Raw genomic sequence first — 26825 nt, 5'->3', positions numbered from 1 at the left:
GACAATCGGCTCCGGAACCGATGGAGGCACGGCCCCATATACCTGCGCAGCCCTCTTCTTCGGCGGTCGCGGACGCCCCGGATGCAGTGGGAGATGGGCTCTTCTCGCCTTGTCGGACGCGCCGTCACTCGGTCCAGATAACCGCCAACGGGAGGACTAGGACCCCACGCTGGGGGCATGGACCGAGAAAAGGTCAGCCCGCGTGCAGCAGTGGCGTGCCTTTGCCGCTGGCGGCTATCGGGAGTTCCGTGACAGGGACTGGCCGCCTCGTGCGGGATCGTCGCTCCGCTCGACGAGCGCCCCAGCCCCTTTGGAGTGGGGCGCTTCCCGCGTGCCGCAGCGTTCGCGTGATGCTCAGCCCGTCCAACCAGTAGACTCGATGTCGGTGCCCCCTCCTGTCCTTGAAGCCCGGGCGGGGGCACCGCTTTGCGAAGGCCTCCAGGAGTAGCCTTCGCCAATGGATGACATCGTCGCCCTCCACGCGAGCCACACCCACCTCTTTCCAGGCGCTCAGCTGCACGCTGATCGAGAGGACCCCTTCCTCTCGATCCACACTGATGTCGTCATCCTGTTCAGCGACCATTCGCGGGCCGAGGGCGCAGTCCACCTTTCCCGTGACGGCTTCATCCTCCAGGTCGACCGGTACGTCACGGACGCCGGGACGCACCTCGCCGCGAAGACCAGGTCGATGATGCCTCTCGACGATGCCTTCAAGATCGCCGGCCGGCTCCATTGATTGGCGGGCATCGAGAAGCAGTGCCGCGAGGGAACCGTCCGAATCGGATGTTGAACATCATATGCGCATATGAGCGACATGGGTTACCTTGAGGTAACCGTGGTGCTCCTCCGCTTCGTCGAGCAGAGGAGCACCACGGTCGCCAGGTCCGGAACCACCCCCGATGACACGGTCCTGGACCTCCCCGGTGATGGGGTGCGCCGGCCGTCTTGACCCCCATCGAGGCGGCCGGTGAGGCGAAGCGTAGCCCCTGCGGTGACCGCTCGGTAACCATCATCGGGAATCCGCCACAATGGACGTGCTGCAGGTAGGGGGAGCGCTCTCTCGCACTCAACCACCAGCGCTCTCAACTCGGGCGTAGCATCCTCGTCAGGTGGCTTCTTCTGTGGACCGTCGGAGAGGTCCCCGCGTCGCGAGAGCAGCCACTCCCGCAACCCTGAGCGCCCCCATCTCCTCCGGGAGGCGGGGGCGCTTCCTCGTCGAGGGCTTCCCGAAGCGCCGGGCCCCGTCCTTCCATCGCGGGCCCCACCTGCCTTGGCCGTGAGGCTCGCTCAGACTTCACTTTTTTCGCTCGCAGGCTTTGCTTCAGTGTTCGATCCCCGAGGTGTCGGGAGCTGGGGAGAGATCGGCGACCAGCCCGTAGTGGTCGCTGACAGCGGGTGCGTCGAAGGTTCGTCGGCACGAAGTCGTCAGAAGAGTCGGGCCGGTGCTGGCGCACCGTACGAGCAGATGATCGATGCAGCAGAACGGCCAGTCGGGGTCCGCCTGGAACGGATTCTCGGGGACGTAGGTCGGAATTCTCCCTTCGCGTCCTGCAGCGTCGACGACGCTGCGGTAGCAGACGCTCATCTGGCCGAGCGCTTGAAGGCCGGCCCAGAATCGAAGGCTGCTGGAGTCAGGTTCGGCATCCATGTCCCCTGCAACGATCACGTGACCTGGCTTCTCTGCAACCAGTCCCTCGAGCGCCCGAGCCACGATGACCGCTTGCATCTGCCGTTCCACTTCATGGTCGAGCTGGTAGTCGGGAAAATGGTTCGCGACCCAGACCCGCCCCAGAGGTGCGGGTGCGAGCACTTCAGCGATCAAGCAAGCGCACGCGAAGTTTCCCGTCCTCTCCGTGACATGGAGATTCAACTCGACTACCTGCCCGAGGGGCCATCTGCTGGCGATCGTGATGCCCTGACCCGGTGGCACACCTCGGCCGCCCGATTCACGATCGGTCTGCTGGGCTAGGAAGTACGTGTTCCCGACGATCTCCCTGGCCTGATCGAGCCCGCCATGGAGGACGGTCTCCTGCAACGTGATGATGTCAGGATCGAGCTCGCAGAACTGCCGAACCATTTCCGCGCGCCGTTCGGGCCAGTCACCACGGGTGCCCCACGTGTTCAAGGTCGCGATCCTCATCACGCGAGAATCCCACTGGCAACCCGTTCTGAAAACCCTCGGTCGCGATATGCCCGCTATTGCCTCCCCGGGGTCTGCCATCTGCCACGCTCGATCCCACCGAAGGCCGGACTCCGACCACGCCCTCGCTCCGAGCTCTCGAGGTTGATCCCATCGGATACGTTGGAAGCGCCCGACATTCCATGTAGGGAGGCATCATGATGACTCGCATCCACCGACCCGCAGCGATCCTTGCCACGGGCGTACTCGCCATGGCGGCACTGGGCGCGTGCAGCGACAGCGGCGATGACGCTGGTGAGGGCAAGGCGCCGAGCACCTCGCAGCAGAGCTCCGCGTCCGACGTCGGTGGCGCCTCCGACGGGGACGGCGCCTCCGAGGGTGCTGACGCACGCGGCTCGGGTGGAGAGGTGAACGACCAGCCGGCCGCGGACGCGGACCTGCGGGACGTCACGTTCCCGATCGACGCCCAGGCGGCCATCGACACCGCCACCCAGAAGGTCGGGAAGGGCACCGTCCATGCAATCGAGCTCGACCACGACTCCCGGGCGGGCGCCTGGCAGTACGACGTCAAGATCCTCTCCGGCTCCGACGACTACAAGGTGACGATCGACGCCGTGAGCGGGAACGTCGTGCACTCCGAGCACGAGAGCACCAACGACACAGAGAAGGCCATCGACCTCTCCGGTCCGATGACTTTCGACGACGCGCTGGACAAGGCCTCGCAGAAGGCCGACGGGCCCCTGCGTGGTTGGAAGCTCGAGTGGGACGACGGTCGCCGCGAATACCAGTTCGACATCGGACCCGAGCACGAAACGCCTGAGGTCACCGTGGACGTCGACTCCGGAAGCACCCGCCTCGACGACTGACGCATGACCGCGGCTACTGCGACGAGCAATGGGGTGCCGATCAGCTCGGCGTAGTTGGTGCTGGGCTCCGCTGCGGGCGCTGCGGCGATGAGCGGAGGTTCGATCACTCGATCATCGTCTCTGAACTGGCGCTTTTCATCAGGGGAGAAGTGCGCGGGGTTGTCCGAGGGTCGACCGTTAGTTCACCGTCGCGGGTGCCGCTTGTTGGCTTCGGCCCACGGGCGCGAGTACCGGGCTGCGGCTCGGGAGAGCGAGCCCAGATCGTTGGGAGCGAACGGGCCGACGGTCACCTCGTCGACGTCGTTGGTGCAGGTGATCCAGATGGATCCGCAGTCGATGGTGATGGTGAGGCAGTCGCCGTCTGGGTCAGTGAGTTCGAGGGTGGTCATCCAAGGCTCCACGCCTGTTCAGGGAGGGGTGGCTGCTCGTCGTCGAGCCGCCGAACTCCCCCACGGATCTGGGCCCGATCCTACCTCGGGCGCCCGAGTCGGAGAGGTGTGTGCTGTTCAGCGGAGATTTCTTCGAGGCGCCAATCGCGAACGTGGTCATGGCCCCGCTCGGTGCGGCCCGTCCCGCGCTCGTCCGCGAGGGAAGTCCGCCTTCGCCGAGAACGCGGTGTCGGGGGTTGGCTCGTGGCGTAAGGGTGCCGGGGTGCGGTCGATCGTCATGGTGCGCCTCGGGCCGTGGTGGTGCGGCGGATGAGGCCAGGGATGGAGACTCCGCAACGGTGTGAGAGTGGAGCCGTCTGCCCGGAGCGCGTGCGAATCCGTGCCCAGGGGCGAACTTAGCGGCGGGTCACTTCCCGCGCGCCGCGCTCGGCCAGCAGCCGAGCCGTGAGCTCTACCTCGTCGAGGTCGCCGCGTCTGGCTCGGACATCATGATGTTTGCGATTTTGGCTAACGGCGAATCGAGGATTTGCGATTCCCGCACGTGGCCCCTAGTCTCGCCGGGTGACATCGAGAGATCTTCCCCCCGAGCGTCGAGGCGTCCCGGATGGCGACGCGGATCTCGTGGCTCAGAGACAGCGGTCGAGCGGCCCGCCAGCAGTCGGAGGCGGCGACGGGCCGTCACCGGCCTCGGCCCAGCGACATGCCCGGATGGTCCGGTTCCGGACCGCGATCCAGGGGTCGGGGTTGTCGCAGCGCGAGGTCGCTTGGCAGATGCGGCTCGAGGAGACGAAGCTCTCGAAGTCCTTGAAGGGCGCTCGACGGTTCCAGCCGGACGAGCTGTTCGCCCTGGCGACCATCACGGGCGTGACGGTCAGCTGGCTGCTCACCGGCTCGGACTCGGATGCGGAGTCGGCGGCCGCGCCGGCGCGCAGCGCGCTGCCGGCCTGGGAGTCCCAGGCGCCCGCCGCGAGCAGTCTGCGGCGCCGGCGCATCGTCCAGGAGGCGTGGAAGCTCTTCGCCGATCGGGGATTCGCCCAGGTGCGAATCTCCGAGGTCGCGGCGGCCGCCGGCGTCTCCCCGCCGACGGTCCACTATCACTTCGAGGACAAGGAAGAGTTGTTCGCGGAGACCCTGCGGTACAGCGTGAAGCTCGCGTACGACCGACAGGTCGCGGGTCTTGAGTCCGCCCAGCCGCCGCTCGACCGGCTCCGCGCGCTCGTGCGGATCCAGCTGCCGCAGCAGCCGCTCGTCCGCGAGGAGTGGTCGATCTGGGCGCAGACCTGGGCGATCTCCGCGCACAGCGAGTCGACCCGGGCGCACCACGCCGAGAGCTACGGCCGCTGGGAGAGCACGGTGCGGGACATCGTCGCGGAGGGGATCGCTTCGGGCGACCTCCGCGAGCAGCCCCTCGAGGGCGCCGTGCTGCGGCTGACTGCGCTCTTCGACGGGCTCGGGATCCGCGTGCTCACCGGGCTGCTCGGCCCGGAGCAGATGCTCGCCATGGTCGATGCTCACATCGACGCCGAGCTCGCCGCCCACCCCTGACCTGACGCCTTCCCCTGGCGGGTCCGTGCACCCGCTTGCCCTCCGCATCGCCAGGACCGGCGGCGGACCCGACGATCACCCCCTGCCGCGCGCGGCAGGACCGCAAGACCCCAGCAGCACGACCCTGACCAGAGCAGCACGACACGAAGCCGAGGACATCCCCATGAACCGTCACGTCATCCTCACCTGCGCGCTCACCGGAGCCGGTGACACGGCGGGCAAGAGCGAGCACGTCCCGGTCACCGCTCAGGAGATCGCGGAGTCCGGGATCGCCGCCGCTCGCGCCGGTGCCTCCGTGATCCACATCCACGTGCGGGACCCCCGCACCCGTCAGGGCTCGCGCGAGACCGCCTTCTACGCCGAGGTCGCGCGCCTCGTGCGCGAGTCCGATGTCGACCCGGTCATCAACATGACCGCGGGGATGGGCGGCGACCTCGTCATCGATCCGAAGGACCCCACCCGCCACCTCGACGGCACCGACCTGGTCCCGCAGGCGGAGCGCCTCGCCCACGTCGAGGCGCTGCGCCCGGAGATCTGCACCCTGGACTGCGGCACCCTGAATTTCGGCGAGGGCTCGAACATCTACGTCTCGACCCCCGACATGATGCGCGAGGGCGCGGCGCGGATCCGTGAGCTCGGCGTGAAGCCAGAGCTCGAGATCTTCGACACCGGCAACCTCTGGTTCGCCAACGTCATGTATGAGGAGGGGCTGCTGGACGATCCGCCGATGTACCAGCTGTGCATGGGCATCCCCTACGGCGCGCCTGTGAGCACCGGACTGCTCACCGCCATGGTGGACATGCTCCCGGCCACGGCGCAGTTCACGTCCTTCGGCATCGGCCGCCATCAGCTCCCGTGGGTTGCGCAGTCCGTCCTCGCCGGAGGGCACGTGCGCGTCGGGCTCGAGGACAACCTCTACCTGTCCAAGGGCGTGAAGGCCACCAACGCCCAACTGGTCGAGCGCGCGCGCACCCTCATCGAGGGCATGGGCGCTCGCGTCGCCTCACCGAACGAGGCGCGCGACATCCTCGGGCTCGCCGCCCACTGACGCCCGTCCCACACCACCACACACAGCAGCACCACCCCCGGAAAGAGGAGACCACCACACCATGCCCCTGCGCGAGCCCGGAACCATCGACACCGTCGGATGCGTCGGAGCCGGAACGATCGGCGGCGGATGGGCCGCCTACTTCCTCGCCCACGGACTGCGCGTACGCGTCTGGGACCCCAGCCCCACGGCCGGGGAGAAGCTCGAGCGGCTGATCGACGCCGCCTGGCCCGCCCTGACCGAGCTCGGGCTCGCCGAGGGGGCGGACCCCTCCGCCTGGAGCGTGCACAGCGACCTCACCGAGGCGCTCGAGGGCGTCGGCTTCGTCCAGGAGTCCGCCCCCGAGGACCTCGCCATGAAGCAGGACCTGCTGGCATCGGTCGCGGCCGCCGCCCCGCAGGACGTCGTCATCGCGTCCTCGACCTCCGGGTACTCGATGACCGAGATGGCCACGACGGCCTCGCAGGCGGGCCTCGCCGACCGGCTCGTCGTCGGCCACCCCTTCAACCCGCCGTACCTGATCCCGCTCGTCGAGGTCGTCGGCGGTGAGGCGACCGACGCGGCCGCCGTCGACTGGGCCGCCGACTTCTACGAGCGGATCGGCAAGTCCGTGATCCGCATGGACCGCGAGGTGCCCGGCTTCATCGCCAACCGGCTGCAGGAGGCGCTCTGGCGCGAGGCGCTGCACATGGTGGACGCGGGCGAGGCGACCGTCGACCAGATCGACCGCTCGATCACCGACGGCCCCGGCCTGCGCTGGCCGCTGCAGGGCCCGATGCTCACCTTCGCCCTGGCCGGCGGCGAGGGCGGCATGGCGCACATGCTCGACCACTTCGGACCCTCGCTGCTCGCGCCGTGGACCCGCCTGACCGCCCCGGAGCTCACCGACGCCCTGCGCCAGAAGGTCATCGACGGCTGCGAGGACGAGATCGCCGGACGCAGCTTCACCGAGCTCGTCGCCGCCCGCGACGCCTCGATCATCGCGATCCGCCGGCTCTCCCAGGAGCTGCGCGCCTCCCTCCCCGGCGCCGCCGAGAGGCCGACGACCGGCGGCACGGGGGCGAGCACCGGAGATGCGGGCGCGAGCACCGGCGAGAGGGCAGGCGGCACGGCGGCGAGAGCATGAGCCTCACGACGTTCGCGACGCCCGTCCTGCCCGAGTGGATCGACTACAACGGCCACCTCTCCGAGGCGTACTACGTCCTCGTGTTCGGCTACGCGACCGACGAGGCGATGGCAGCCCTCGGCCTCGGGCCCGAGTACCGCGAGAGCACGGGCTGCTCGCTGTTCACCGTCGAGGCGCATGTGCGCTACCTCCGGGAGGTCGGGCCGGACGCCCGGCTCGAGGTGCGCAGCGACGTGATCGCCATCGCGGAGAAGAAGGTGCAGCTGGTCCACGAGATGTCCGTCGACGGCGAGCCGGTCGCCACCGAGGAGCTGCTCGGCATCCATGTCGACCGGGGGACGGGGCGCGCCTCGGCCCTGCCCGCCGCGACTCGTGCCGCCGCGCAGGCGGCGCTCGCCGGAGCTCCCGCGTGGGCGGGACGGTCGGTGGGCGTCTGAGTGCCAGGGGAGACATCAGCGGCGGGCGAGACATCGGACCCGGGCAGGACATCGGACCAGATCGACGCACGAGGAGGAGACACCGTGACGGAGAGGAAGCGATGAGCGGGCGCAGAATGGCGGGCAAGGTCCCGGCGGGACCCAGCCGCAGGACGCTGCTGGGCGGCGCCGCAGGGATCGGATCCTTGGGTCTGCTCTCGGCGTGCGGCCGCGCGGCGGCCCCCGAGGTCGACGTGGACGGCGAGCCGCGCCGCGGCGGAACCCTGCGGGTCGGACTGGTCGGCGGCTCGTCGGCCGACAGCGTCGACGCGCACACGCCCGTGAACTCCGGCGACTCCGCCCGCGTCATCAACCTGTACGATCCGCTGCTGCTGCGCGGCGATGACTACCAGCTCGAGCACCGGCTCGCCGAGTCCTTCGAGCCGAACGCTGAGGCGACCATCTGGACCGCGAAGCTGCGCCGGCACGTGACCTTCCACGACGGCTCCCCGCTGACGGCGGACGACGTGGTGTTCACCTTCGAGCGGATCATCGACCCCGACGACCCGAAGTCGGGCGCCGCGGGCCTGGCCGCCCTGGACAAGATCGTCGCGGTCGACGACCACACCGTCGAGTTCCACCTCCACGAGCCCGACAGCGCGCTGGACGACATCATCGGCCAGTACTCCCAGGGCATCGTCCCGCGCGGATACGACCCGGAGGCGCCGATCGGCACCGGTCCGTTCTCCCTCGCGTCCTTCGATCCCGGGCAGTCCACGGTGCTGAAGGCCAACACCGAGTACTGGGACGGCGCGCCCTACCTCGACCAGGTGCAGCTGCTGAACTTCAACGACACCGACGCGATGGTCAACGCACTGCTGTCCAGCCAGGTGGACTGCATCGGCCAGATCCCGCTCGCGCTCGTGGATGTCCTCGGGTCCGACGAGCGGATGAAGATCCTCAACTCCGAGACCGGCATGTGGCTGCCCTTCACCATGCGCGTGGACGTGAAGCCCTTCGACGACGTCCGCGTGCGACAGGCCATGCGCCTGGCCGTCGACCGCCCGCAGATGATCGAGCAGGTCTTCTCCGGCTACGGCCGGGCCGGCAACGACATGTTCGCGCCGCTGGACCCGGACTACCCGAAGGACTTCCCGCAGCGGGAGCAGGACGTCGCCGAGGCGAAGCGGCTGCTCGCCGAGGCGGGGCATCCCGACGGCATCGACGTCGAGCTCGTCACCGCCCCGATCCAGTCGGGCGCGGTCGAGGCCGCGCAGGTGTTCGCCGAGCAGGCGAAGGACGCCGGGATCAGGATCAGCATCCGCCGCGTGGACACCACCACGTTCTTCGGCGAGGACTACCTGCAGTGGGACTTCGCGCAGAGCTTCTGGTACACGCGCAACTTCACCTCGCAGGCGGTCTCCTGCGTGCTCGAGGGCTCGCCGTTCAACGAGACCCACTTCATCGACGAGGAGTTCGCGAAGCGGATCGACGCCATCCGCGCCGAGCTCGACGAGAAGACCCGCGGGAGCCTCATCCGCGAGGCGCAGAGGCAGCTCTTCGAGGAGGGCGGATACATCATCTGGGGATTCGGCAACCAGGTCGACGCCTACCAGGGGTACGTCGTCGGTCTCGTGGAGAACGCGACGGGGTTGCCCCTGTCCGGGTACACCTTCCGCCGCGTGTGGCTGGGGGAGGTGTCCTGATGCGTCGACTCATCCTGCGCAGGCTCGTCCTGTCGGTCGCGATCCTGCTCGCCGTCTCCGTCGTGATCTTCTGCGCGACCCTGCTGCTGCCGGGCGATCCGGCCCGCGCCATCCTCGGCCAGCAGGCGACGCCCGAGCGGATCGCCGCGCTCAACGCCGAGATGGACCTCGACAAGCCCGCGATCGTCCGATACTTCTACTGGCTCGGAGGGCTGTTCGTCGGCGACTTCGGGTACTCGACGTCCTCGGGCGGCCCCGTGAGCGCGCTGCTCTCGCAGCGCCTGGTCTCGAGCCTCGTGCTCATGTGCCTGGCCGCGATCGTCTCCGTGCCGCTCGGCATCGGCTTCGGGATCTACTCCGCGCTGCACCACGGCACCCGCCGTGACAGCGCCGTGACCTGGGTGAGCCTCGCGCTCGCCGCGCTGCCCGAGTTCGTGATCGGCATCGCGCTGGTCACGCTCCTTGCCACCTCGGTCTTCCAGGTCCTGCCGGCGGTGACGATGGCCCCGCCCGGGGTCGCGCCCTGGCGACTGCCCTCGCAGATGATCCTGCCGACCATCACCCTTGCCCTGGTGGTCGCGCCGTACATCGCCCGCATGATGCGCGCGACGATGCTCGACGTCCTCGACTCCGGGTACGTCGAGATGGCACGTCTCAAGGGCGTGCCCGAACGTCGCGTGATCCTGCGCCATGCGCTGCCGCACGCGGTCGGCCCCGTCGCCCAGGTGATCGCGATCCAGCTGGCCTGGCTGGCGGGCGGCGTCGTGGTCGCCGAGTTCCTGTTCCGCTATCCCGGCATGGGCCAGGCACTCATCGACGCCGTCAACTTCCGCGACGTCCAGGTCGTCCAGGCGGTCTCGATGATCGTGGCGGCCGTGTACGTCGTGGTGAACCTGCTCGCCGACGTCGTCGGGATCCTGTCCAATCCGAAGCTGAGGAGCCAGTCATGAGCGATTCCGCTGCTGCCGCGCTCACCGGGGGCGGCCCCGGCGGACCCGCCCGGTCCGACGTGCCGGGCGAAGAGGCGGGGGACGTCAAGGAGTCGGCCTCCCGCCCCGTCCCCATCCTGCACCGCGTCTGGGCGCAGTCCGAGGGCCGGATCGGCATCGTCCTCACCGCGGTGATCCTGGTGCTGGCCTTCGCCGGTCCTCCGCTCGCCCCCGTGCTGACCGGGCACGGGCCGACGGAGTTCGCCGCCCGCCCCTTCCAGTCCTGGGGCCTGTTCGGGACCGACGAGCTGGGCCGCTCAGTCGCCTCCCGGTTCCTCGCCGGCGGCACCCTGCTGGTCGTCTACGCCGTCGCCGCCACGGCCATCGGCCTGATCGTGGGCGCCGCGTTCGGGATGCTCGCCGCCTACGCGGGCGGGGTCCTCGACGCGATCCTCATGCGCTGCAACGACGTGCTGCTCGCCGTCCCGCAGCTCGTGTTCGCGATGCTCGCGATCGTCGTCCTCGGCTCCCACGGCTGGGTGCTGATCGCCGTCATCGGCCTGACCCACGCACCGCGCGTGGCGAGGGTCGCCCGGGCGGCGACCCTCAACGTCATCAACGAGGACTACATCCGGGCCGCCGAGATGTACGCCATGCCGCGCAGCCGCATCATCTTCCGCGAGATCGTGCCGAACGTGACCGGCCCGCTGAGCGTCGAGGCCGGGCTGCGGCTGACCTACTCGATCGGCGCCATCGCCTCGCTGTCCTTCCTGGGCCTGGGCATGCAGCCGCCCACCGCCGACTGGGGACTGATGATCAACGAGAACCGGATCGCGCTCAGCATCCAGCCGTGGGGCGTCCTGCTCCCGGTCCTGGCGATCGCCGTGCTGACGATCGGCACCAACCTGCTGGCCGACGCCATCGCGCGGGCGACGGCCTCGACGAACGTGGAGGGACTATGAGCACCGCACCGTCCACCGCCTCGACCCCGGCCGTCGACGGCGCGTCCTCGATTGTCCTGCGGATCGACCAACTGCGGGTGAGCGCCGTCGCGGGGGACGAGATCCTCCACGGCATCGACCTCGAGCTGCTGCGCGGGCAGGTCCTGGGCCTGGTCGGCGAATCCGGATCGGGGAAGACCACCGCCGGGCTCGCGTGCCTGGGCCACTATCGCGACGGCGTCGAGCGGACCGGCGGGGGCATCGAGCTGCTCCCGCGCGAGGGCGAGCCGGTGCGGATGGAGGATCTGGGCGCCGACCAGGTGCGCTCGCTGCGCGGCTCCCGCGTGGCCTACATCCCGCAGGATCCCGCCCTCTCGCTCAACCCCGCGATGCGCGTGGGCGAGCAGATCCGCGAGGTCCTCGACGTCCACGGCTACGGCGGCTCTCCCCGGGAGCGCGAGGGCCGCGTGGGCGAGGCCCTCGAGGACGTCGGGCTGCCCTCGACGCGGGACTACCAGCGGCGCTGGCCGCACCAGCTCTCCGGCGGCCAGCAGCAGCGGATCGGCATCGCCATGGCCTTCGCCATGCTGCCCGACGTGCTCGTCCTCGACGAGCCGACCACAGGGCTGGACGTCTCCACGCAGGCGCACGTCCTCGACACCATCCGCGCCATGACGCGCAGGCACGACGTCGCGAGCCTCTACATCACCCACGATCTCGCGGTCGTCGCCGAGCTCGCGGACCGCGTCGCCGTCATGCTGCGCGGCGAGCTCGTCGAGGAGGGTCCGGTCCACAAGGTGCTCCACGACGCCGAGCACCCGTACACCCGTCGGCTGCTGGCGGCCGTGCCCGATCTGCAGGGGCAAAAGCAGCTCACCCGAGCGGTCCCCGAGCCCGGCCGCGCCGCGCAGCGAGCCGGGACTGCAGAGGAGTTGGAGTACGCGGAGACGGGGCGGGACGCGCCTCCCGCCGCGGGCGAGAGCGCATCGGCGCCGGACGACGGGGCGGACGGTGCGCGAGGGGGCGATCTGCTGCAGGTGAGGGACCTCAGCATGCGCTTCGGGTCGAACACCGTGCTGAGCGGCATCGACATGACCCTGCAGCCGGGGGAGTCGCTCATGCTGCTGGGGGAGTCCGGATCGGGCAAGACCACCCTCTCCCGATGCGTGGCGGGACTCGTCGACGGCTACGAGGGCTCCGTCAGCCTGCACGGGGAGAAGCTCGCGCGCTCGACCCGCGGCCGCTCCCTCGAGAGCCGACAGGGCATCCAGTACGTCTTCCAGTCGCCGTTCTCCTCACTGAACCCGCGCCGTACGATCGGGCAGTCGCTCACCGTCCCGCTCGAGCTCAGCCGTCGGCTGCCGCGCGGTGGGCGGCGGGCCGTCGTCGAGGAGGCGCTCGACGCGGTGCGACTGGGGCGCTCCTTCTACGAGCGTCGTCCGGGGGACCTCTCGGGCGGCGAGCGCCAGCGCGCGGCGATCGCCCGGGCCCTCGTCAACGCGCCGAGCGTGCTCGTGTGCGACGAGGTGACCAGCGCGCTCGACGTGTCAGTCCAGGCCTCGATCATCGCGCTGCTGAACACGCTGCGCGAGGAGCGCGGACTGGCGATCCTCTTCGTCACTCACAACATCACGCTCGCTCGGCACGTGTCCGACCACATCGCGGTGCTCAACAAGGGGCACATCGTCGATCGCGGGACGGTCGACGCCGTGCTCGAGAACCCCACCCACGAGTACACCCGGACGCTGCTGTCGAACATCCCGCAGCTGTGAGCAGGAAGGACGAGGAGTCTCCATGACCGACGGACACACCAGCCCGGCGCAGCGGGTCGAGGACCTGCCCGATCACCTGCTCGAGGCGCTGAGCCCCCAGATGCGGCGGGTGCTCGAGCACCAGTACGCGGACGAGGCCCGCCGGCGCGCCGAGCTGAGCCTGCCCGAGGACCCGCTCGAGGCGGCGCGCGCGGACTACCGGGCGGAACGGGCCTTCTGGAACGTCGGCGGCCCGGCGATGGCCTCCACGCGGGATGTCGTGCTCCCCGTCGCCGGGGCCGAGGTCCCGGTGCGGTGCCACCGCCCGACGAACGCCGCCCGCACGGGCGCGCCCGCGATCATCTTCCTCCACGGCGGCGGGTTCACCCTCGGGGACCTCGACACGCACGACCGCATCCACCGGATGCTCGCCCACCACAGCGGCGCGGTGGTGGTGGCCGTCGACTACTCGCTCTCGCCCGAGGCGAAGCACCCGCAGGCCATGCACGAGACCGCCGGGGTCGCCGCCCATCTCACCGTGCACGGCGAGGAGTGGGGGATCGACCCGCGCCGGCTCGCCCTCGCCGGCGACTCCGCGGGCGCGGGGCTCTCCATCGGGGCGGCCCTCATGCTGCGGGACGACCAGGTCTGCGGCCTCGCCGACGGCGCCGTCACGGGCCCCGAGGTCTTCGACCGGCTGCGCTCGCTGCTGCTGTTCTACGGCGGCTTCGGCCTCGCGGACTCGGCCTCGCGCCGCCTCTGGGGCGGGGACTGGGACGGGATGGCGATGGAGGAGCTCTCCGCCTTCACCGATGATGCCCTCTACGCGGACCCCGCCGACGCGGACGCGCCCTGGGCGCGTGCGATCACGGCGGACCTGTCCGGCCTGCCGCCGGTCCTCGTGCGGTCGGCGGCCCTGGATCCTCTCGCCGACGACAGTCGTGCTTTCGCCGAGCTCCTGCGCCGCGGCGGCGTCCCCTACGACTACCGCGAAGCGCCCGGCATCCTGCACTCGTACCTGCACTTCGGGCGCATCCTCGACGCGGCGAACGAGACGCTCGCGGAGGCCGGGGTGTTCGCGGCCGCGCATGCGGCCGGCCCGCGCCGGTAGGTCTCAGGACTGGTCCGCGCGGATCAGAGCGCGCGCCACAGGCTCGCGACCGCCTGGCCGCAGCCGTTGCACATGGTCGCGAGCCCCAGCGTGCCCGCACGGGCCGAGAAGTCGAGGAAGGGTCGGGCGGACATGTTCTCGGTGCCGCCCGCGACGACGACGTCCGACTCGCCGACGAGCAGTTCCCCTGCGCCGAGCGCGATCGCCTGCATCCCGGAGCCGCACACTCGGTTGACGATCAGGGGCGTGGAGCTCTCGCGCGCGCCGGCCCCGAGGCTGACGCGCCGGGAGATGTAGGCCTCCCGGCCGGTCGAGCCGACGCAGCCGACGATCCACTCGTCCCGCCGGGAGGGTCAGTCGAGGGCGAGGGTGAAGCCCGGCTCGGTGGCCTCGCGCAGCTCCTCGACGGTGACGCCGGGAGCCATGGCCGAGAGCACCAGGCCGTCCTCCCGGACGTCGAGCACCGCGCGGTCGGTGATGATCCGGTTGACGACGCCCACGCCGGTGCGAGGCAGCGTGCACTCGCGGAGGATCTTCGGGCTGCCGTCCTTCGCGGTGTGCTGCATCATCACGATCACGCGGCGCGCGCCGGCGACCAGGTCCATGGCCCCGCCCATGCCCTTGACGAGCTTGCCGGGGATCTGCCAGTTCGCGATGTCGCCGTCGCCCGTGACCTGCATGGCGCCGAGGATGGCCGTGGTCATCTTGCCGCCGCGGATCATCGCGAAGGAGGTGGAGGAGTCGAAGATCGAGGCGCCGCGGCGCAGGGTGATGGTCTGTTTCCCGGCGTTGATGAGATCCGGGTCCTCCTCGCCGTCATAGGGGAAGGGGCCCATCCCCAGCACGCCGTTCTCGCTCTGGAGGACGATGTCGACGCCCTCGGGCAGGTTGTTCGCCACGAGAGTCGGCATCCCGATGCCCAGGTTCACGCAGTCGCCGTCGTACAGCTCGGACGCGGCGATCGCGGCCATCTCGTCTCGGGTCCAGGTCATCTCAGGCCGTCTCCTGCTCGTCGGTTCGGGGTCGCACAGTGCGGTGCTCGATCTCCGTCGGGCTCACCGCCTGCGAGACGTGGTGGACGAAGACGCCGGGGGTGTGGATGTCGTCGGGGGCGAGCGCGCCGGTCCCAACGATGTTCTCCGCCTGCGCGAAGGTCGTGCGCCCGCACATGGCAGCAAGGGGGTTGAAGTTGCGCGCGGTGAGGCGGTAGCGGAGGTTGCCGTCCGTATCCGCGGTATGCGCGTGGACCAGGCCGAGGTCGGCGACGATGGCGCGCTCGAGAACATGGGTACGGCCGTCGAACTCAGCGGTCGGCTTGCCCTCGGCAACCTCGGTGCCGACGCCCGTGGGCGTGAAGAAGGCAGGGATCCCGCTGCCGCCCGCGCGCATGCGCTCGGCGAGCGTGCCCTGAGGGACGAACTCGACGTCGAGTTCGCGGTCGATGTACCGGCGCATGAACAGGGCGTTCTCGCCCACGTAGCTCGCGAGGACCTTGCTGATCTGGCCGTTCTCCAACAGGAGCCCCAGGCCCTTGCCGTCCACCCCCAGGTTGTTCGAGGCGACAGTGAGGTCCCGGACCCCGGTCTCGCGCACGATTCTGATGAGGTCGGTGGGGATGCCGCACAGACCGAATCCGCCCACCGCGATGGTCATCCCATCGCGCAGGACGCTCCGGAGCTGCTCCGACACGTCGTCCGAGACCTTGGACACCGTTGTTCCTCCCGCATGATCGTCGCGCGGACGCCCCGATCCTCCGAGGTCGCTCGCGGCGGTCGCCGCGCACGGGAGACGGGTCGTCCTCGAGCCTAGGAGCTGCGGGGGCCGGACCGCCACGCACGAGCGGACAACGCTGGAGCGGTCGGGTTTGTGCGGATCTACAACGAGGGCACGTCCGGGCTGCCGAGCTCGATGGCGCATCGGGCGCCGGTCACGTCGTCGGGGTCCGCGAGATCCGCGCCCGTGAGCGCTTCGAACCGGCGCAGCCGGTACCGCACCGTGTTGGGGTGCACGACGAGGCGCTCGGCGGTGCGCGGGATGCTCTGCCCCGAGCGGATCCAGGCGTCCACGGCGGCGAGGACCTCGGCGCCGAAGCGGCCCTGGTCGACGATCGGGTCGAGCAGGCGCTGCGCGTAGTGCCGTCGGACGTCGGGACGGGCGGCGAGGGCGAGCCGCCACCCGAGGTCCTCGATCGACTGGACCCCGTCGCGTCCGAGGTCGTGAGCGAGGTGGAGCGCGTCCTTCGCGGTCCGGTCGGAGACCGGCAGCTGGTCAGGGGGTCCGAAGGGGCCCAGCCCCACGGGCGCTCCGGGATCTGCGGGGCGAGCGGCCACGATCCCGAAGCAGGAGCTGCCGTCGGTGACCACGTGGGCCCTGGCCTCGGGCAGTGAGCCGGATCGCTGCAGGTGGCGTCGCATCTGCTCCGCCGGCGCGCCCTCGGGCACGGCGCAGCGGATAGCCGCGTACTCGGTGCGCGGCTCGAGCATGCCTCGCCGGGGCACCCCGGCCAGGAGGTCGCGCACGACCGCCATGCGGCGTTGGGCGTCGTGGAGGGCGCGGTCGATCTCCAGGTCGTGGTATTCGGTGATGATCCGGGTGGTGAACGCGTCGGCCACGCCCCACATCACGCGGACGCCTGCGACCGACTGCGCCGCCGAAAGCTGCTGCGAGATCGCGAGGTCGACGAACCGCTCATGGATCAGGGCGATGGAGATGCGGAAGCCGCGGACGATCTCCTCCACGGGGATGTCCGCGAGGAACCGCTCGTGGGCGGTCTGCGCCGCGTCGCTCAGCTCCTCGGGATCAGGCACCTGCGACGTGCGAAGGGCCGTGAGCGCCGTGCGCAGATTCCTGCCCACGGCCTCCGCCAGCGCCGAGGCGTCGACGTGGGCGTAGGAGGCGAGCTCGCGGTGGATGCGAGTGCACGTCAGGTCCACGAGCTCCTCGTGGGCACGGGCGAGTGCGTTGAGGACCCCGTCGAGGACGCGGCGGCGCGGGGCGATCATGGCGATGAACCTCGGGAAGGTGGTGGAGCGGAGCAGGGGCGAGGCGAGCGGCGGCGAGCGGCGCAAGTGTCCCACGATCTGGTCGGTCGAGTAGTCCTCGTCGAGGCCGTGCCGGGCCGCAGCGTGGAGGGTCGGGTCAGAAGCGATCTTCAGTACCTTCGAGCGGCAGCGCTTCTCGAAGGCATCACGCCGAGCGCGTGAGGGTGCGTCACGAGGCACGCTTGGCGTCACTTGAGGTACACCCCAACCCGCAGATCTGTCGCAGAACCGCCGTCTAGGACCCTGTGCAACAGAGAAGACTTCGGTCGCGTAACTGTTGCCCAGGGCAGACCTCAACGCGACGGATCTGTGCCATCGAGGTGTCTCGCGCTGTGCAGGAGTCCCTCGCTGGCGTGGACCGTGTGTGACGCCGTAGCTGCGGCCACGTAGATGACATCCAGGGTGCATTCCAACGGGGTGCATCTGTGCGTTTGAGGTCAGTCGGGAGCGGGTGTCAGTGGGAATGGCCGTCTTCCGCCTGTGTCATCCGGGTACCTCTGTTCATGGGGGTGAAGCCCGCCTTGAGGTACGCGTCCCAGGGGGCGCGGTAGTAGGGCAGCGGGGCAGAGTTGATGAACACGGAGTGCCCACCCAGCTCGCCCGTGAGGCGGCACGCTTCCAGTGCGAGTGTCTGCGCCAGGCCGAGTCCTCGATGCGAGGGGACGATGCCCAGCGGCTCCAGCTCTGCCCAACCGCTCACGGGGTCCAGCCAGACGGTGCAGCAGCCGGCCAGTGACCCGTCCGGCGCTTCGATCACCAGATCCAGGTCCCGCCTGTAGATCGGTGCGGCCTGCATGCTCTCGAGCGCCGAAGAACTGAACCTGCTCTCCGCATTCGGGTCGATGTCCCCACCGGAGCCATCTGTGAAGGGGAGCTCCGCGGGCTTCCATGCTCGCCTGTGGGTCTCGATGCGCCGCCCCTGTTCACCGTCCTCCAGGGGGCGTATGCGATAGCCGGAGGGCGCGTGCGCTCCGACGCTCTCGGCCGCATGGCTCAGACCGGCGAGAGGAAGATCTTCCGCGACAAAACCACGGCTGATCAGATCCTGTTGCAGGGAATGCTGCTCGTGATGAACGGCGATGCTGAACCGCGAGCCGGCGGCGACGTCGAACAGCCACGACGTGAGGGCTGCTGTGGTGGCGGCGTCCTCGGGGGCGCACTCGAGCCGTGTGTCATCGGCAGAGAACGCGGCCCATCCCGTGACTCCCGTGGGGGAATGAGCGATGACCCTGTGGTCGGGAAGCTGGCCCGTGCTGATCTCCCAGGCGAGCCCTCCAGGGTGCGTGCAGGCAGGGAACATGTCGGACAGTGCCCGCTGGATTCCCAACCCATCGGCGTCCATCGTCCCGTTCCACGGCGACAGGTGCGGTGTGCGGTCGATGGAGTGCATGGGGCCAACCGTAGAACCGGGCAGCAACGGGATTTCCACGAGCTTGGTCTGCCCGCGAGGCTCGCGGCCAGGGTCATCACGGCCTCGCATTCGATGGCGTCCAAGCAACTTGAACCTACCCGCCGAGGTCATCGGCTCCCCGCCCATGTCAGCAGGTCTTCGTCTCCCAGGAATCAAGGACCACTTCATAGCCCGATCCGAGCTCGGCCACGAGGATTCGGTGGAGTGCGACGCCCTCTGCGCGGTGCTGCATACATGCCGCGGCGGAATCCCAGCCACGCTCCCAGCTGAAGTGGGCGTCGAAGAATTTTGCCCAAGCGGTCAGTCGGCGCCCAAGAGGTGCCGAGAAGTTCCAGTCACTCTCGTCGGTGAGGCCGTCCATCCAGAGCGGCCATCCAGCGCCGTAGTCGTTCATCAGCCGCACTTGGATCGGTTTCATGCCAGTCAGTTTGCAGTTCCGAGGCCACCTTGGCGATCCTCATGCCGACAGCGCGCTGTCGTAGGCATGCGCCACTTCGCGATCGCAAACCCAAGCCGGATCCGCCCCTACCGCTTTTCTGCAGCGCAACACCGTCACACTGCGGTATACCCCAACGAGACACCCCGCTCGAGACGGACCCACGGTTCCCAACAGCTCGCCCCCACAGTCCGCTCCCCGGGCGACCCCGTGCCTCGTCGGCCGTCGGATCGTAGAATCGACGACGGGTCCGCGCGCCGCGGGCCCGCGTTCCGTGCCCACCGTCGGTCGCGCGCTCCCGGACCGACGGCAGCGCGCACTCGCGCACCCGCGCTGACCTGGTGGAACACGTGCGCCCCGACTTTTCAGCGGGATCGGACGGTCCGTCGGCCACCACTGGCCGACGATCCCGACGCCGACCGACCCCGTGACCGAGATGAAGGAGCCCGCACCCGATGAGCCTCGTCGTGCAGAAGTTCGGCGGTTCCTCCGTCGCCGACGCCGCCTCGGTGATCCGGGTGGCCTCCCGCATCGCCCAGTACGCGAAGGCCGACCACGAGGTGGTCGTCGTGGTCTCCGCGATGGGCGACACCACCGATGAGCTCATCGACCTCGCCGAGCAGGTCACGCCGAACCCGCCGCCGCGCGAGCTCGACATGCTGCTGACCGCCGGCGAGCGGATCTCGATGGCCGTGCTCTCGATGGCGCTGAACAACAGCGGCGTCGCCGCCCGCGCCTACACCGGCTCGCAGGCGGGCGTGATCACCGACGAGGTGCACGGCAAGGCCCTCATCCAGAAGGTCACGCCGGGCCGCATCCGCAGCGCGCTGGACGCCGGGAACGTCGCGATCGTCGCGGGCTTCCAGGGCGTCTCGCAGGGCACGAAGGACATCACCACCCTGGGCCGCGGCGGCTCCGACACCACCGCCGTCGCGCTCGCCGCGGCGCTCGACGCCGACATCTGCGAGATCTACTCCGACGTCGACGGCGTCTTCACCGCCGACCCCCGCATCGTCCCCAGCGCCCGCCGGGTCCCCGTGATCTCCTGCGAGGAGATGCTGGACCTCGCGGCCAACGGCGCGAAGATCCTCATGGGACGCAGCGTCGAGTACGCCCGCCGCTACGGCGTCCCCCTCCACGTGCGCAGCTCGTTCTCCGGACGCCTGGGCACGATCGTCTCCGACGACGCCGAGCGCATGGTCCCCGTGGACCCCGGCGTCACCGTCCGCATCGCCGATGTGCCGCACCTGGATGCGGCCGACCCCAGCAAGGAGCTGTCCGTGGACACCACCGATCCCGGCCTCGAGGCGCCGATCATCTCCGGCGTCGCCCATGACCGCAGCGAGGGCAAGATCACCGTCGTCGAGGTGCCCGACCAGCCCGGCAAGGCCGCGCTGCTGTTCGACGTCGTCGCCTCCTCCGGCGCGAACATCGACATGATCGTCCAGAACTCCTCGACGACCGACGACACGGTGGCGATCTCCCTGACGCTCCCGGAGGCCGACTCCGACGTGGCCCTCGCCGCGATCGAGCGGGCGCGGGAGACGATCGGCTTCTCCGAGGTCCGCTACAACAACCAGATCGGCAAGGTCTCCGTGGTGGGCGCCGGCATGAAGTCCTCCCCGGGGGTCTCGGCCACGCTGTTCCGCTCGCTCGGCGAGGCCGGCATCAACATCGACATGATCTCGACCTCGGAGATCCGCATCTCCGTGGTCACCGACATCTCCCGGCTCGACGACGCCGTGCGCGTGATCCACACCGCCTTCGGCCTGGACGCCGAGCAGACCGAGGCAGTGGTCTACGGAGGGACTGGACGATGACCAGCACCGACACCACCCGCACCGCCGTCGACTTCTCCGGAACGCCCGGCTATGCGGCCGACGGGCCCGTGATCGGCGTCGTCGGCGCCACCGGCCAGGTGGGCCGCGTGATGCTCGCCCTCCTCGCCGAGCGCGCCCTGCCGCACTCCGCCGTGCGCGCCTTCGCCTCCGCGCGCAGCGCCGGCAGCACCGTGCGCTACGCCGGGCTCGACCTCGTCGTCGAGGACGCGGAGACCGCGGACCTCGAGACCTCGCCCGTGCACATCGCGATCTTCTCCGCCGGAGGCTCGACCTCGAGGGCCCTCGCCCCGCGGTTCGCCGCGGCCGGCGCGGTCGTGGTCGACAACTCCTCCGCGTGGCGCAAGGACCCCGAGGTGCCGCTGGTCGTCTCCGAGGTGAACCCCGAGGCGATCGCCGATCGGCCCCGCGGCATCATCGCGAACCCGAACTGCACCACCATGGCCGCGATGCCGGCGCTGAAGGCCCTGCACTCCGTGGCCGGCCTCGCGCGCCTCAAGGTCGCCACCTACCAGGCGGTCTCGGGCTCCGGCGTCGCGGGCGTGAAGGAGCTCGCCGCGCAGGTCCGTGCCGCCGCCGATCACCTCGAGGAGCTCGCCCTGGACGGCTCGGCGGTCGAGCTGCCCGCGCCCGAGACCTACGTGAAGCCGATCGCCTTCAACGCGCTCGCCTACGCCGGGAACCTCGTCGAGGACGGCTCGGGCGAGACCGACGAGGAGCAGAAGCTGCGCAACGAGTCGCGCCGCATCCTGAACCTCCCCGACCTGCCCGTCGCCGGGACCTGCGTGCGCGTGCCCGTGTTCACCGGCCACAGCGTCGCGATCCACGCGGAGTTCGAGGAGGCGATCACCCCCGAGCAGGCCCGCGAGGCCCTCGCGGGCGCACCCGGCGTGACCCTCGAGGACGTCCCCACGCCGCTCGAGGCGGCCGGCAAGGACGGCACCTTCGTGGGCCGCATCCGCCAGGACCAGTCCGTGCCGGGTGGCAAGGGCCTCGTGCTCTTCGCCGTTTCGGACAACCTGCGCAAGGGGGCGGCGCTGAACGCCATCCAGATCGCCGAGCTCGTCGCCGCGGAGTGCTCCGGCCAGGCCTGATCGGCCACATATCCGACGGGCCCGACGGAGCTGGCTGATTCAGCCGGCCGTCGGCTCGTCAGCCGTCACCCGCTGACGCGGATCCCCAGGTGGGCGGCGAAGTCCTCCGCCCAGGCGGTCGCCTGCGCGACGGAGACGACGGCGCCGCGCATGCCGCCGAAGCCCGCGAGCGCGCTCGTCTCCAGGCCGCGCAGGTCCACGTCCGCGAGGCGCGCGCCGGTGAAGGTCACCGTCTCGGCGCGGCAGTTCTCGAAGCACACGCGCGTCGCGTCGGCCTCGCCGAGGTCGAGCTCCGTGAGCGTGCAGTCACGCAGCACCACGTCGACCAGGTGCGCACCGCGCAGGTTCAACCAGTCCAGCTTGCAGCCCGTGAGGACGACCGAGTCGAGGTCTGCGTCGAACAGTTCGAGCGCACCGATCCGCGAGGCCGTGATCTCGCCGCCGTGCAGGGTGGCCCGGCCCGCCTTCAGCGCGGGGGCGTTCAGGCGCTCGATGCGCACCTCGGTGAGACGGGCATCCTGCAGGTCGGTCTCGTGCGCCATGACATCGACCAGCTCGCACTCGTCGAGCGCGAGTCCGTGCAGGTCACGGCCGGAGACGTCAGCCCCGTCGAATCGCAGTCCCTCGAGGGACGCGTAGGAGTCGAGGGCATCGGCGGGGGAGTCCTCGAGATCCCGCAGCACGATCGGATCGATGCGGGGCGCGGCGACGGCGTCGGACGAACGTGCCGCCCCGCCGGAGCGCGAGGCTCCGCCGGAGCGAGAGTCGCCGCGGCGCGCGGCCATCAGAGCGCCCGCCCGGCGCCGCCGTCGGCAGGGGATCCGGCGGCGATCCGTGCGGCCTGGTAGGCGGGCACGACGACCTCCTCGCGCAGGGCGCGGCGCTGCTCGTAGGGGGCGAAGCCGTTGTTCAGCCCGATGAGCGCCGACTGCTCGAGCTCGTCGAGCCCCCAGGAGAAGGTGTCCACGATCCGCCCGAGCTCCCGGCTGGTCCGGGTCCTGCTCATGAGGCGATTGTCGGAGCTCACCGCGACCCGCATGCCCGCGCGCCGCAGAGCGTCCACCGGATGCGAGGGCATGTCGGCGAAGGCGCCGGTCTGCAGGTTCGAGCTCGGGCAGACCTCGAGCACCACGCCGTGGTCGCGGACTCGGCGGGCCGTCGGACCGACCTCGCCCGGGTCGATGTCGTCGATGAGGCGCACCCCGTGGCCCAGGCGCTCGGCGCCGCAGTCCAGGGCGTCGGCGATCGAGTCGACGCCCGCGGCCTCCCCGGCGTGGATCGTCACGTGGACGCCGGCGGCGCGGGCCCGCTCGAGCTGCGGGCGGAAGCGGGAGGCGGGGAAGCCGTCCTCGGGACCGGCGAGGTCGATGCCGACGACTCCGCGGCCCCGGCGCGCGATCGCGAGGTCCACGATCTCCTCCCGCGGGGCGTTCTGGCGCATCTGGCAGAGGATCTGGCCGACGAGGATCCGGGCGCCCGACGCCTCGACCTGCGCGGTGCCCTCGTCCAGGCCTGCCTGCACCGCCTCGACGGCCTCCTCCATGCTCAGCCCGCCCTCGAGGTGCTGCTCCGGGGCCCAGCGGGTCTCGGCGTAGACGACGCCATCGGCCGCCATGTCCTCCACGAACTCGCGGGCCACGCGCCGCAGGGACTCCGGGGTCTGCATCAGCGCGAGCACGCGCGAGAAGGTCTCGAGGTAGCGGGGGAGGGAACCGGAGTCCGCGGCCTCGGCGAACCAGTCGGCGATGCCCTCGGCGGTCGGAGCGGGCGGCTCGATGCCCAGCTCGCGGGAGAGGTCGAGGACGGTCTGCGGGCGCACGCCGCCGTCGAGGTGGTCGTGCAGGACCGCCTTCGGCAGGGCGCGGAGGTCGAGATCGGAGGCGTCGGAGGCGGGCATCGCTTCTCCCGAGGGTGTGGTGGCGGATCGGACGGGCAGAGGAGGTCGTGCGGAGGATCGGAGGGCAGCGGGTCCAGTATCCCCGCCAGCGCCCCGGCCTTCGGGCCCTGGGTCCCTGTCGGGGTCCCCGGACGCCGGACGGTCGATGCCGGCCCGCCTCCGTCGAACTCCTCCCGATCCCGGTCTCGATGCGCGATCATGCCAGGAGCGCCCGACGTCCGGAGCCGTCCCCGACGGCGACGCCGACGCCGTGCCACTCGGGGCCGAGCGGCACCATCGATCCGTGGGAGGCACCATGCCCGAACGTCCCGTCGAGACCGCGCCCACCCCCTCCGGCGTCCATTCCGAGGTGGGCCGGCTGCGGAAGGTGCTCGTGTGCCGACCCGGGCTCGCCCACGAAAGGCTCACCCCGTCCACGAGCGACGAGCTGCTGTTCGACGACGTCATGTGGGTCGAGGCCGCCCAGCGCGATCACGCGGACTTCGTGGAGACCATGACTGCGCGCGGCGTCGAGGTGCTCGAGCTGCACGACCTGCTCGGCGAGGCCATGGACATGCCCGAGGCCCGCGCCTGGCTGCTGGACCGCAAGGTGATCGCCAATCGCGTGGGCCTGGGGCTCGTGGAGGCGACCCGCAGCAGCCTCGACGCGCTCGACGGCCCCGAGCTCGCGCGCGTCCTCATCGGCGGCATGGCCACGACGGAGCTGCCCGCCGACCTGCGCACTGCCTACGCGAACCTGGCCCGCGAGTCCGTGGGCACCCCCGAGTACCTGCTGCCGCCGCTGCCCAACACCCTGTTCACGCGCGACACCACCTGCTGGATCGGCGACGGCCTCACCCTGAATCCGCTGTACTGGCCGGCCCGCAAGGACGAGACCCTGCTCATGCAGGCCCTCTACCGCTTCCACCCCGAGCTCTCCGGCTCGCGCGTGTGGTGGGGCGACGCCGAGCGGGACTGGGGGCAGGCGACCCTCGAGGGCGGCGACGTGATGCCCGTGGGCAACGGGACGCTGCTGATCGGCATGAGCGAGCGCAGCTCCCGGCAGGCCATCACCCAGCTCGCCGCCGAGCTCTTCGCGGCCGGCGCCGTGGAGAGGATCGTCGTCGCGGGGATGCCGCGGCTGCGGGCCGCCATGCACCTGGACACCGTGTTCACCTTCGCCGACCGCGACCTCGCGACCGTGCACCCGGCGATCGTCGACGGCATCCACGCCTTCACCATCCGCCCGGCCGACAACGCCCTGGGCATGGAGGTGCGCGACGAGGGCGAGCGCCGCTTCGTGGACGTGGTCGCCGAGGCCATGGGTCTGAAGGAGCTGCGCACGGTCGCGACCGCGGGCGATCTCTACGCCTCCGAGCGCCAGCAGTGGGACAGCGGCAACAACGCCGTCGCCCTCGAGCCCGGCGTCGTCATCACCTACGACCGCAACACCCAGACCAACGCCGCCCTGCGCGACGCCGGCGTCGAGGTGCTGACGATCCGCGGCGCCGAGCTGGGCCGGGGCCGGGGCGGCGGGCACTGCATGACCTGCCCGATCGTGCGCGACCCCGTCGACTGGTGAGGTTCGGCATCGACGGGTGAGGCTCAGCGCCGACCGAGTCCGGAGGCATCCCAGCCGGCCCGTCGCCACGCCGCGAGATCGAGCACGTTGCGGCCGTCGATGAGACGCCTCGCGGCGACGAGCGTGCCGACCCGTGCGGGGTCCAGCTCCCGGTAGAGCGGCCATTCGGTGAGCAGCAGCACGAGCTCGGCCCCCGCCAGGGCCTCCTCGACGTCCTCGATCGCATGCAGCGAGGGGAAGCGGGCGCGCACGTTCGCGAGCGCGGCCGGATCGGTGATGGACACGTCCGCCCCCTCGCCGACCAGGCGCACTGCGATGTCCAGGGCGGGGGAGTCGCGCACGTCGTCGGTATCGGGCTTGAAGGCGGCGCCGAGCACAGCCACCCGTCGGCCCTCGAGGCTGTCGCCGAGGGCGGCGCGGGCCCGGCGCAGCATGTACTCCCGCCGTCCGGTGTTGATCGCGTCGATGTCGCGCAGGAAGGCGAAGGAGTCCACGGCGCCGAGTTCGCCCGCCCGGGAGATCAGGCCGCGCAGGTCCTTGGGCAGGCAGCCGCCGCCGAAGCCCACGCCGGCCCGCAGGAACTTCCGGCCGATCCGGTCGTCCATGCCGATCGCCTCGGCGACATCGGCGACGTCCGCGCCGGTGATGTCGCACAGCTCGGAGACCGCGTTGATGAAGGAGATCTTCGTGGCCAGGAACGAGTTCGCCGAGACCTTCACGAGCTCGGCCGATTCGAGCGAGTACACCTTCCGCGGGATGCTCGTGGCCAGCATCGGTGCGTACACGCGGTCCAGCAGGGCGACCTCGTGCTCGGCCTCGGCGCCCGAGGGATCGGCGAGCCCGTAGACGAGCCGGTCGGGGCGCAGGGTGTCGGAGACCGCGAAGCCCTCCCGCAGGAACTCGGGGTTCCACACCACCGTGGCCCCGGCGATCCCGGCCACGCGCGCGTGCAGGCGGCGGGCGGTGCCCACGGGGACCGTGGACTTCCCGGCGATCAGTGTCCGCGCCCCGCCGCGCGCCGCGAGCAGCGGGACCAGGGAGTCCAGCGCCGACTCGATCATGGAGAGGTCCGCGCCCAGGCCGTCGGCCCGCTGCGGGGTGCCGAGTGCCAGGAAGTGGACGTCGGCCCCGGCGAGATCTGCGTAGTCGGTGGTGAAGGTGAGACGGCCCGAGGCCACGGTGCGGGTGAGCAGCTCGGCGAAGCCCGGTTCGTGGAACGGCGGACGCGCCGCGCTCAGGGCGGTGACCCGCTGCGCGTCCACGTCGAGCCCGATCACACGGTGCCCCAGCTCGGCCATGGCCGCCGCGTGGACGGCGCCGAGGTAGCCGCAGCCGATTACGGAGACAGTGAGGGTCGGTGCGGATCCGGGCTGGTTCACGGAGATGTCGGCCTCTCGAGACGGTGTAGAGAATCGATCGGGTCGTCACACGGATGCCGAGCAGAGCCGGGCCGCAGGCACAGGCCCGCTGTGCGGGCATCCTCTGTTGCGGCCATGCTAGGAACCGCCGGCCACTGCAGGTGACCGGTGCCCGATGTCGCGATGAACACTGGACGTCCATCGCGGAGCGCAGCACCGGC

General features: G+C 70.6%; 25 protein-coding genes. 14 read left to right on the top strand and 11 right to left on the bottom strand.

The window, feature by feature from the left end; genetic code table 11:
* Window positions 1-457: 457 nt before the first annotated feature.
* Window positions 458-736 (top strand): hypothetical protein, encoded by a 279-nt coding sequence (locus tag FHG10_RS06545; RefSeq protein ID WP_152352496.1) that lies wholly within the window; start codon window positions 458-460, stop codon window positions 734-736.
* Window positions 737-1321: 585 nt separating this feature from the next.
* Here the strand turns inward: FHG10_RS06545 and FHG10_RS06540 are convergent.
* The gene (locus FHG10_RS06540; protein ID WP_193636215.1) at window positions 1322-2140 is read right to left on the bottom strand and encodes an endonuclease/exonuclease/phosphatase family protein; all 819 of its coding nucleotides are present in this window, start codon (window positions 2138-2140) and stop codon (window positions 1322-1324) included.
* 197 nt (window positions 2141-2337) lie between these two features.
* On the opposite strand from FHG10_RS06540, the gene FHG10_RS06535 reads away from it, so the two are divergent.
* Window positions 2338-3006 (top strand): PepSY domain-containing protein, encoded by a 669-nt coding sequence (locus FHG10_RS06535; RefSeq protein WP_152352494.1) that lies wholly within the window; start codon window positions 2338-2340, stop codon window positions 3004-3006.
* A 182-nt stretch (window positions 3007-3188) separates the two neighbouring features.
* Here the strand turns inward: FHG10_RS06535 and FHG10_RS06530 are convergent, their stop codons facing one another.
* A complete protein-coding gene (locus FHG10_RS06530) occupies window positions 3189-3395 on the bottom strand; it encodes a hypothetical protein (RefSeq protein WP_152352493.1) in 207 nt (68 codons plus the stop codon).
* A 771-nt stretch (window positions 3396-4166) separates the two neighbouring features.
* Between FHG10_RS06530 and FHG10_RS06525 the strand changes: the two genes are divergently transcribed.
* The 9 genes from FHG10_RS06525 to FHG10_RS06485 all read left to right on the top strand — a co-directional run bounded on the left by FHG10_RS06525 (window position 4167) and on the right by FHG10_RS06485 (window position 13968).
* On the top strand, window positions 4167-4940 hold the full coding sequence (locus FHG10_RS06525; RefSeq protein ID WP_227488075.1) for a TetR/AcrR family transcriptional regulator: 774 nt from the start codon (window positions 4167-4169) through the stop codon (window positions 4938-4940).
* Between the two features lie 163 nt (window positions 4941-5103).
* Complete coding sequence (locus tag FHG10_RS06520; protein WP_152352491.1) at window positions 5104-5988, top strand: BKACE family enzyme; 885 nt, start codon at window positions 5104-5106, stop codon at window positions 5986-5988.
* Between the two features lie 61 nt (window positions 5989-6049).
* Window positions 6050-7114, top strand: coding sequence for a 3-hydroxyacyl-CoA dehydrogenase NAD-binding domain-containing protein (locus FHG10_RS06515; protein ID WP_152352490.1), 1065 nt, complete (start codon window positions 6050-6052; stop codon window positions 7112-7114).
* On the top strand, window positions 7111-7551 hold the full coding sequence (locus FHG10_RS06510; RefSeq protein WP_152352489.1) for a thioesterase family protein: 441 nt from the start codon (window positions 7111-7113) through the stop codon (window positions 7549-7551). The genes FHG10_RS06515 and FHG10_RS06510 overlap by 4 nt, the downstream gene beginning before the upstream one ends.
* Before the next feature lie 101 nt (window positions 7552-7652).
* The gene (locus FHG10_RS06505) at window positions 7653-9236 is read left to right on the top strand and encodes an ABC transporter substrate-binding protein (RefSeq protein WP_152352488.1); all 1584 of its coding nucleotides are present in this window, start codon (window positions 7653-7655) and stop codon (window positions 9234-9236) included.
* The gene (locus tag FHG10_RS06500) at window positions 9236-10186 is read left to right on the top strand and encodes an ABC transporter permease (RefSeq protein ID WP_152352487.1); all 951 of its coding nucleotides are present in this window, start codon (window positions 9236-9238) and stop codon (window positions 10184-10186) included. The genes FHG10_RS06505 and FHG10_RS06500 overlap by 1 nt, the downstream gene beginning before the upstream one ends.
* Window positions 10183-11127, top strand: coding sequence for an ABC transporter permease (locus tag FHG10_RS06495; protein WP_152352486.1), 945 nt, complete (start codon window positions 10183-10185; stop codon window positions 11125-11127). Before FHG10_RS06500 ends, FHG10_RS06495 begins: the two co-directional genes overlap by 4 nt.
* On the top strand, window positions 11124-12878 hold the full coding sequence (locus tag FHG10_RS06490) for an ABC transporter ATP-binding protein (protein WP_152352485.1): 1755 nt from the start codon (window positions 11124-11126) through the stop codon (window positions 12876-12878). Before FHG10_RS06495 ends, FHG10_RS06490 begins: the two co-directional genes overlap by 4 nt.
* 22 nt (window positions 12879-12900) lie before the next feature.
* Window positions 12901-13968, top strand: coding sequence for an alpha/beta hydrolase fold domain-containing protein (locus tag FHG10_RS06485; RefSeq protein WP_152352484.1), 1068 nt, complete (start codon window positions 12901-12903; stop codon window positions 13966-13968).
* Window positions 13969-13991: 23 nt separating this feature from the next.
* On the opposite strand, the gene FHG10_RS06480 is transcribed toward FHG10_RS06485, so the two are convergent.
* The 6 genes from FHG10_RS06480 to FHG10_RS06455 all read right to left on the bottom strand — a co-directional run bounded on the left by FHG10_RS06480 (window position 13992) and on the right by FHG10_RS06455 (window position 18838).
* Entirely contained in the window at window positions 13992-14261 is a 270-nt protein-coding gene (locus FHG10_RS06480; protein ID WP_406565153.1) for a thiolase family protein, read from the bottom strand.
* Window positions 14262-14321: 60 nt separating this feature from the next.
* Window positions 14322-14960: a 3-oxoacid CoA-transferase subunit B gene (locus tag FHG10_RS06475; RefSeq protein ID WP_152352482.1), complete on the bottom strand. Its 639-nt coding sequence runs from the start codon at window positions 14958-14960 to the stop codon at window positions 14322-14324.
* A 1-nt stretch (window position 14961) separates the two neighbouring features.
* A complete protein-coding gene (locus FHG10_RS06470; RefSeq protein ID WP_152352481.1) occupies window positions 14962-15678 on the bottom strand; it encodes a CoA transferase subunit A in 717 nt (238 codons plus the stop codon).
* 164 nt (window positions 15679-15842) lie between these two features.
* The gene (locus FHG10_RS06465) at window positions 15843-17189 is read right to left on the bottom strand and encodes a PucR family transcriptional regulator (protein WP_152352480.1); all 1347 of its coding nucleotides are present in this window, start codon (window positions 17187-17189) and stop codon (window positions 15843-15845) included.
* 274 nt (window positions 17190-17463) lie between these two features.
* Window positions 17464-18399: a GNAT family N-acetyltransferase gene (locus tag FHG10_RS06460; RefSeq protein WP_193636214.1), complete on the bottom strand. Its 936-nt coding sequence runs from the start codon at window positions 18397-18399 to the stop codon at window positions 17464-17466.
* A gap of 148 nt (window positions 18400-18547) precedes the next feature.
* Window positions 18548-18838 carry a hypothetical protein gene (locus tag FHG10_RS06455; protein WP_152352478.1) on the bottom strand — a complete coding sequence of 97 codons (291 nt, stop codon included), beginning with the start codon at window positions 18836-18838 and terminating at the stop codon, window positions 18548-18550.
* Between the two features lie 473 nt (window positions 18839-19311).
* Here FHG10_RS06455 and FHG10_RS06450 point away from each other — a divergent pair, with 473 nt between their 5' ends.
* Complete coding sequence (locus tag FHG10_RS06450; RefSeq protein WP_152352477.1) at window positions 19312-20676, top strand: aspartate kinase; 1365 nt, start codon at window positions 19312-19314, stop codon at window positions 20674-20676.
* Window positions 20673-21788 carry an aspartate-semialdehyde dehydrogenase gene (locus FHG10_RS06445; protein ID WP_152352476.1) on the top strand — a complete coding sequence of 372 codons (1116 nt, stop codon included), beginning with the start codon at window positions 20673-20675 and terminating at the stop codon, window positions 21786-21788. Before FHG10_RS06450 ends, FHG10_RS06445 begins: the two co-directional genes overlap by 4 nt.
* A gap of 65 nt (window positions 21789-21853) precedes the next feature.
* On the opposite strand, the gene FHG10_RS06440 is transcribed toward FHG10_RS06445, so the two are convergent.
* Together FHG10_RS06440 and FHG10_RS06435 are read right to left on the bottom strand one after the other, a co-directional pair.
* Complete coding sequence (locus FHG10_RS06440; protein WP_152352475.1) at window positions 21854-22573, bottom strand: pentapeptide repeat-containing protein; 720 nt, start codon at window positions 22571-22573, stop codon at window positions 21854-21856.
* Window positions 22573-23685, bottom strand: a complete 1113-nt coding sequence (locus FHG10_RS06435) for an adenosine deaminase (RefSeq protein ID WP_152352474.1) — start codon at window positions 23683-23685, stop codon at window positions 22573-22575. Before FHG10_RS06435 ends, FHG10_RS06440 begins: the two co-directional genes overlap by 1 nt.
* A gap of 295 nt (window positions 23686-23980) precedes the next feature.
* Here FHG10_RS06435 and FHG10_RS06430 point away from each other — a divergent pair, with 295 nt between their 5' ends.
* Window positions 23981-25246 carry an arginine deiminase gene (locus tag FHG10_RS06430; protein WP_152352473.1) on the top strand — a complete coding sequence of 422 codons (1266 nt, stop codon included), beginning with the start codon at window positions 23981-23983 and terminating at the stop codon, window positions 25244-25246.
* Between the two features lie 23 nt (window positions 25247-25269).
* On the opposite strand, the gene FHG10_RS06425 is transcribed toward FHG10_RS06430, so the two are convergent.
* The gene (locus FHG10_RS06425) at window positions 25270-26625 is read right to left on the bottom strand and encodes a UDP-glucose dehydrogenase family protein (RefSeq protein WP_152352472.1); all 1356 of its coding nucleotides are present in this window, start codon (window positions 26623-26625) and stop codon (window positions 25270-25272) included.
* Between the last annotated feature and the right edge of the window lie 200 nt (window positions 26626-26825).

Origin of the sequence: Brachybacterium subflavum (genome assembly GCF_009299795.1) — a bacterium.
GTDB classification, from domain to species: domain Bacteria; phylum Actinomycetota; class Actinomycetes; order Actinomycetales; family Dermabacteraceae; genus Brachybacterium; species Brachybacterium subflavum.
This window is presented reverse-complemented; position numbering and strand designations above follow the sequence as displayed.

Coding starts and splice junctions, on each gene's coding strand:
- FHG10_RS06490 (WP_152352485.1), top strand. CDS start 11,124: ATGAGCACCGCACCGTCCACCGCCTCGACCCCGGCCGTCGACGGCGCG.
- FHG10_RS06500 (WP_152352487.1), top strand. CDS start 9,236: ATGCGTCGACTCATCCTGCGCAGGCTCGTCCTGTCGGTCGCGATCCTG.
- FHG10_RS06430 (WP_152352473.1), top strand. CDS start 23,981: ATGCCCGAACGTCCCGTCGAGACCGCGCCCACCCCCTCCGGCGTCCAT.
- FHG10_RS06545 (WP_152352496.1), top strand. CDS start 458: ATGGATGACATCGTCGCCCTCCACGCGAGCCACACCCACCTCTTTCCA.
- FHG10_RS06525 (WP_227488075.1), top strand. CDS start 4,167: ATGCGGCTCGAGGAGACGAAGCTCTCGAAGTCCTTGAAGGGCGCTCGA.
- FHG10_RS06505 (WP_152352488.1), top strand. CDS start 7,653: ATGAGCGGGCGCAGAATGGCGGGCAAGGTCCCGGCGGGACCCAGCCGC.
- FHG10_RS06540 (WP_193636215.1), bottom strand. CDS start 2,140: ATGAGGATCGCGACCTTGAACACGTGGGGCACCCGTGGTGACTGGCCC.
- FHG10_RS06530 (WP_152352493.1), bottom strand. CDS start 3,395: ATGACCACCCTCGAACTCACTGACCCAGACGGCGACTGCCTCACCATC.
- FHG10_RS06455 (WP_152352478.1), bottom strand. CDS start 18,838: ATGAAACCGATCCAAGTGCGGCTGATGAACGACTACGGCGCTGGATGG.
- FHG10_RS06460 (WP_193636214.1), bottom strand. CDS start 18,399: ATGCACTCCATCGACCGCACACCGCACCTGTCGCCGTGGAACGGGACG.
- FHG10_RS06510 (WP_152352489.1), top strand. CDS start 7,111: ATGAGCCTCACGACGTTCGCGACGCCCGTCCTGCCCGAGTGGATCGAC.
- FHG10_RS06440 (WP_152352475.1), bottom strand. CDS start 22,573: ATGGCCGCGCGCCGCGGCGACTCTCGCTCCGGCGGAGCCTCGCGCTCC.
- FHG10_RS06535 (WP_152352494.1), top strand. CDS start 2,338: ATGATGACTCGCATCCACCGACCCGCAGCGATCCTTGCCACGGGCGTA.
- FHG10_RS06485 (WP_152352484.1), top strand. CDS start 12,901: ATGACCGACGGACACACCAGCCCGGCGCAGCGGGTCGAGGACCTGCCC.
- FHG10_RS06515 (WP_152352490.1), top strand. CDS start 6,050: ATGCCCCTGCGCGAGCCCGGAACCATCGACACCGTCGGATGCGTCGGA.
- FHG10_RS06475 (WP_152352482.1), bottom strand. CDS start 14,960: ATGACCTGGACCCGAGACGAGATGGCCGCGATCGCCGCGTCCGAGCTG.
- FHG10_RS06495 (WP_152352486.1), top strand. CDS start 10,183: ATGAGCGATTCCGCTGCTGCCGCGCTCACCGGGGGCGGCCCCGGCGGA.
- FHG10_RS06445 (WP_152352476.1), top strand. CDS start 20,673: ATGACCAGCACCGACACCACCCGCACCGCCGTCGACTTCTCCGGAACG.
- FHG10_RS06450 (WP_152352477.1), top strand. CDS start 19,312: ATGAGCCTCGTCGTGCAGAAGTTCGGCGGTTCCTCCGTCGCCGACGCC.
- FHG10_RS06435 (WP_152352474.1), bottom strand. CDS start 23,685: ATGCCCGCCTCCGACGCCTCCGATCTCGACCTCCGCGCCCTGCCGAAG.
- FHG10_RS06520 (WP_152352491.1), top strand. CDS start 5,104: ATGAACCGTCACGTCATCCTCACCTGCGCGCTCACCGGAGCCGGTGAC.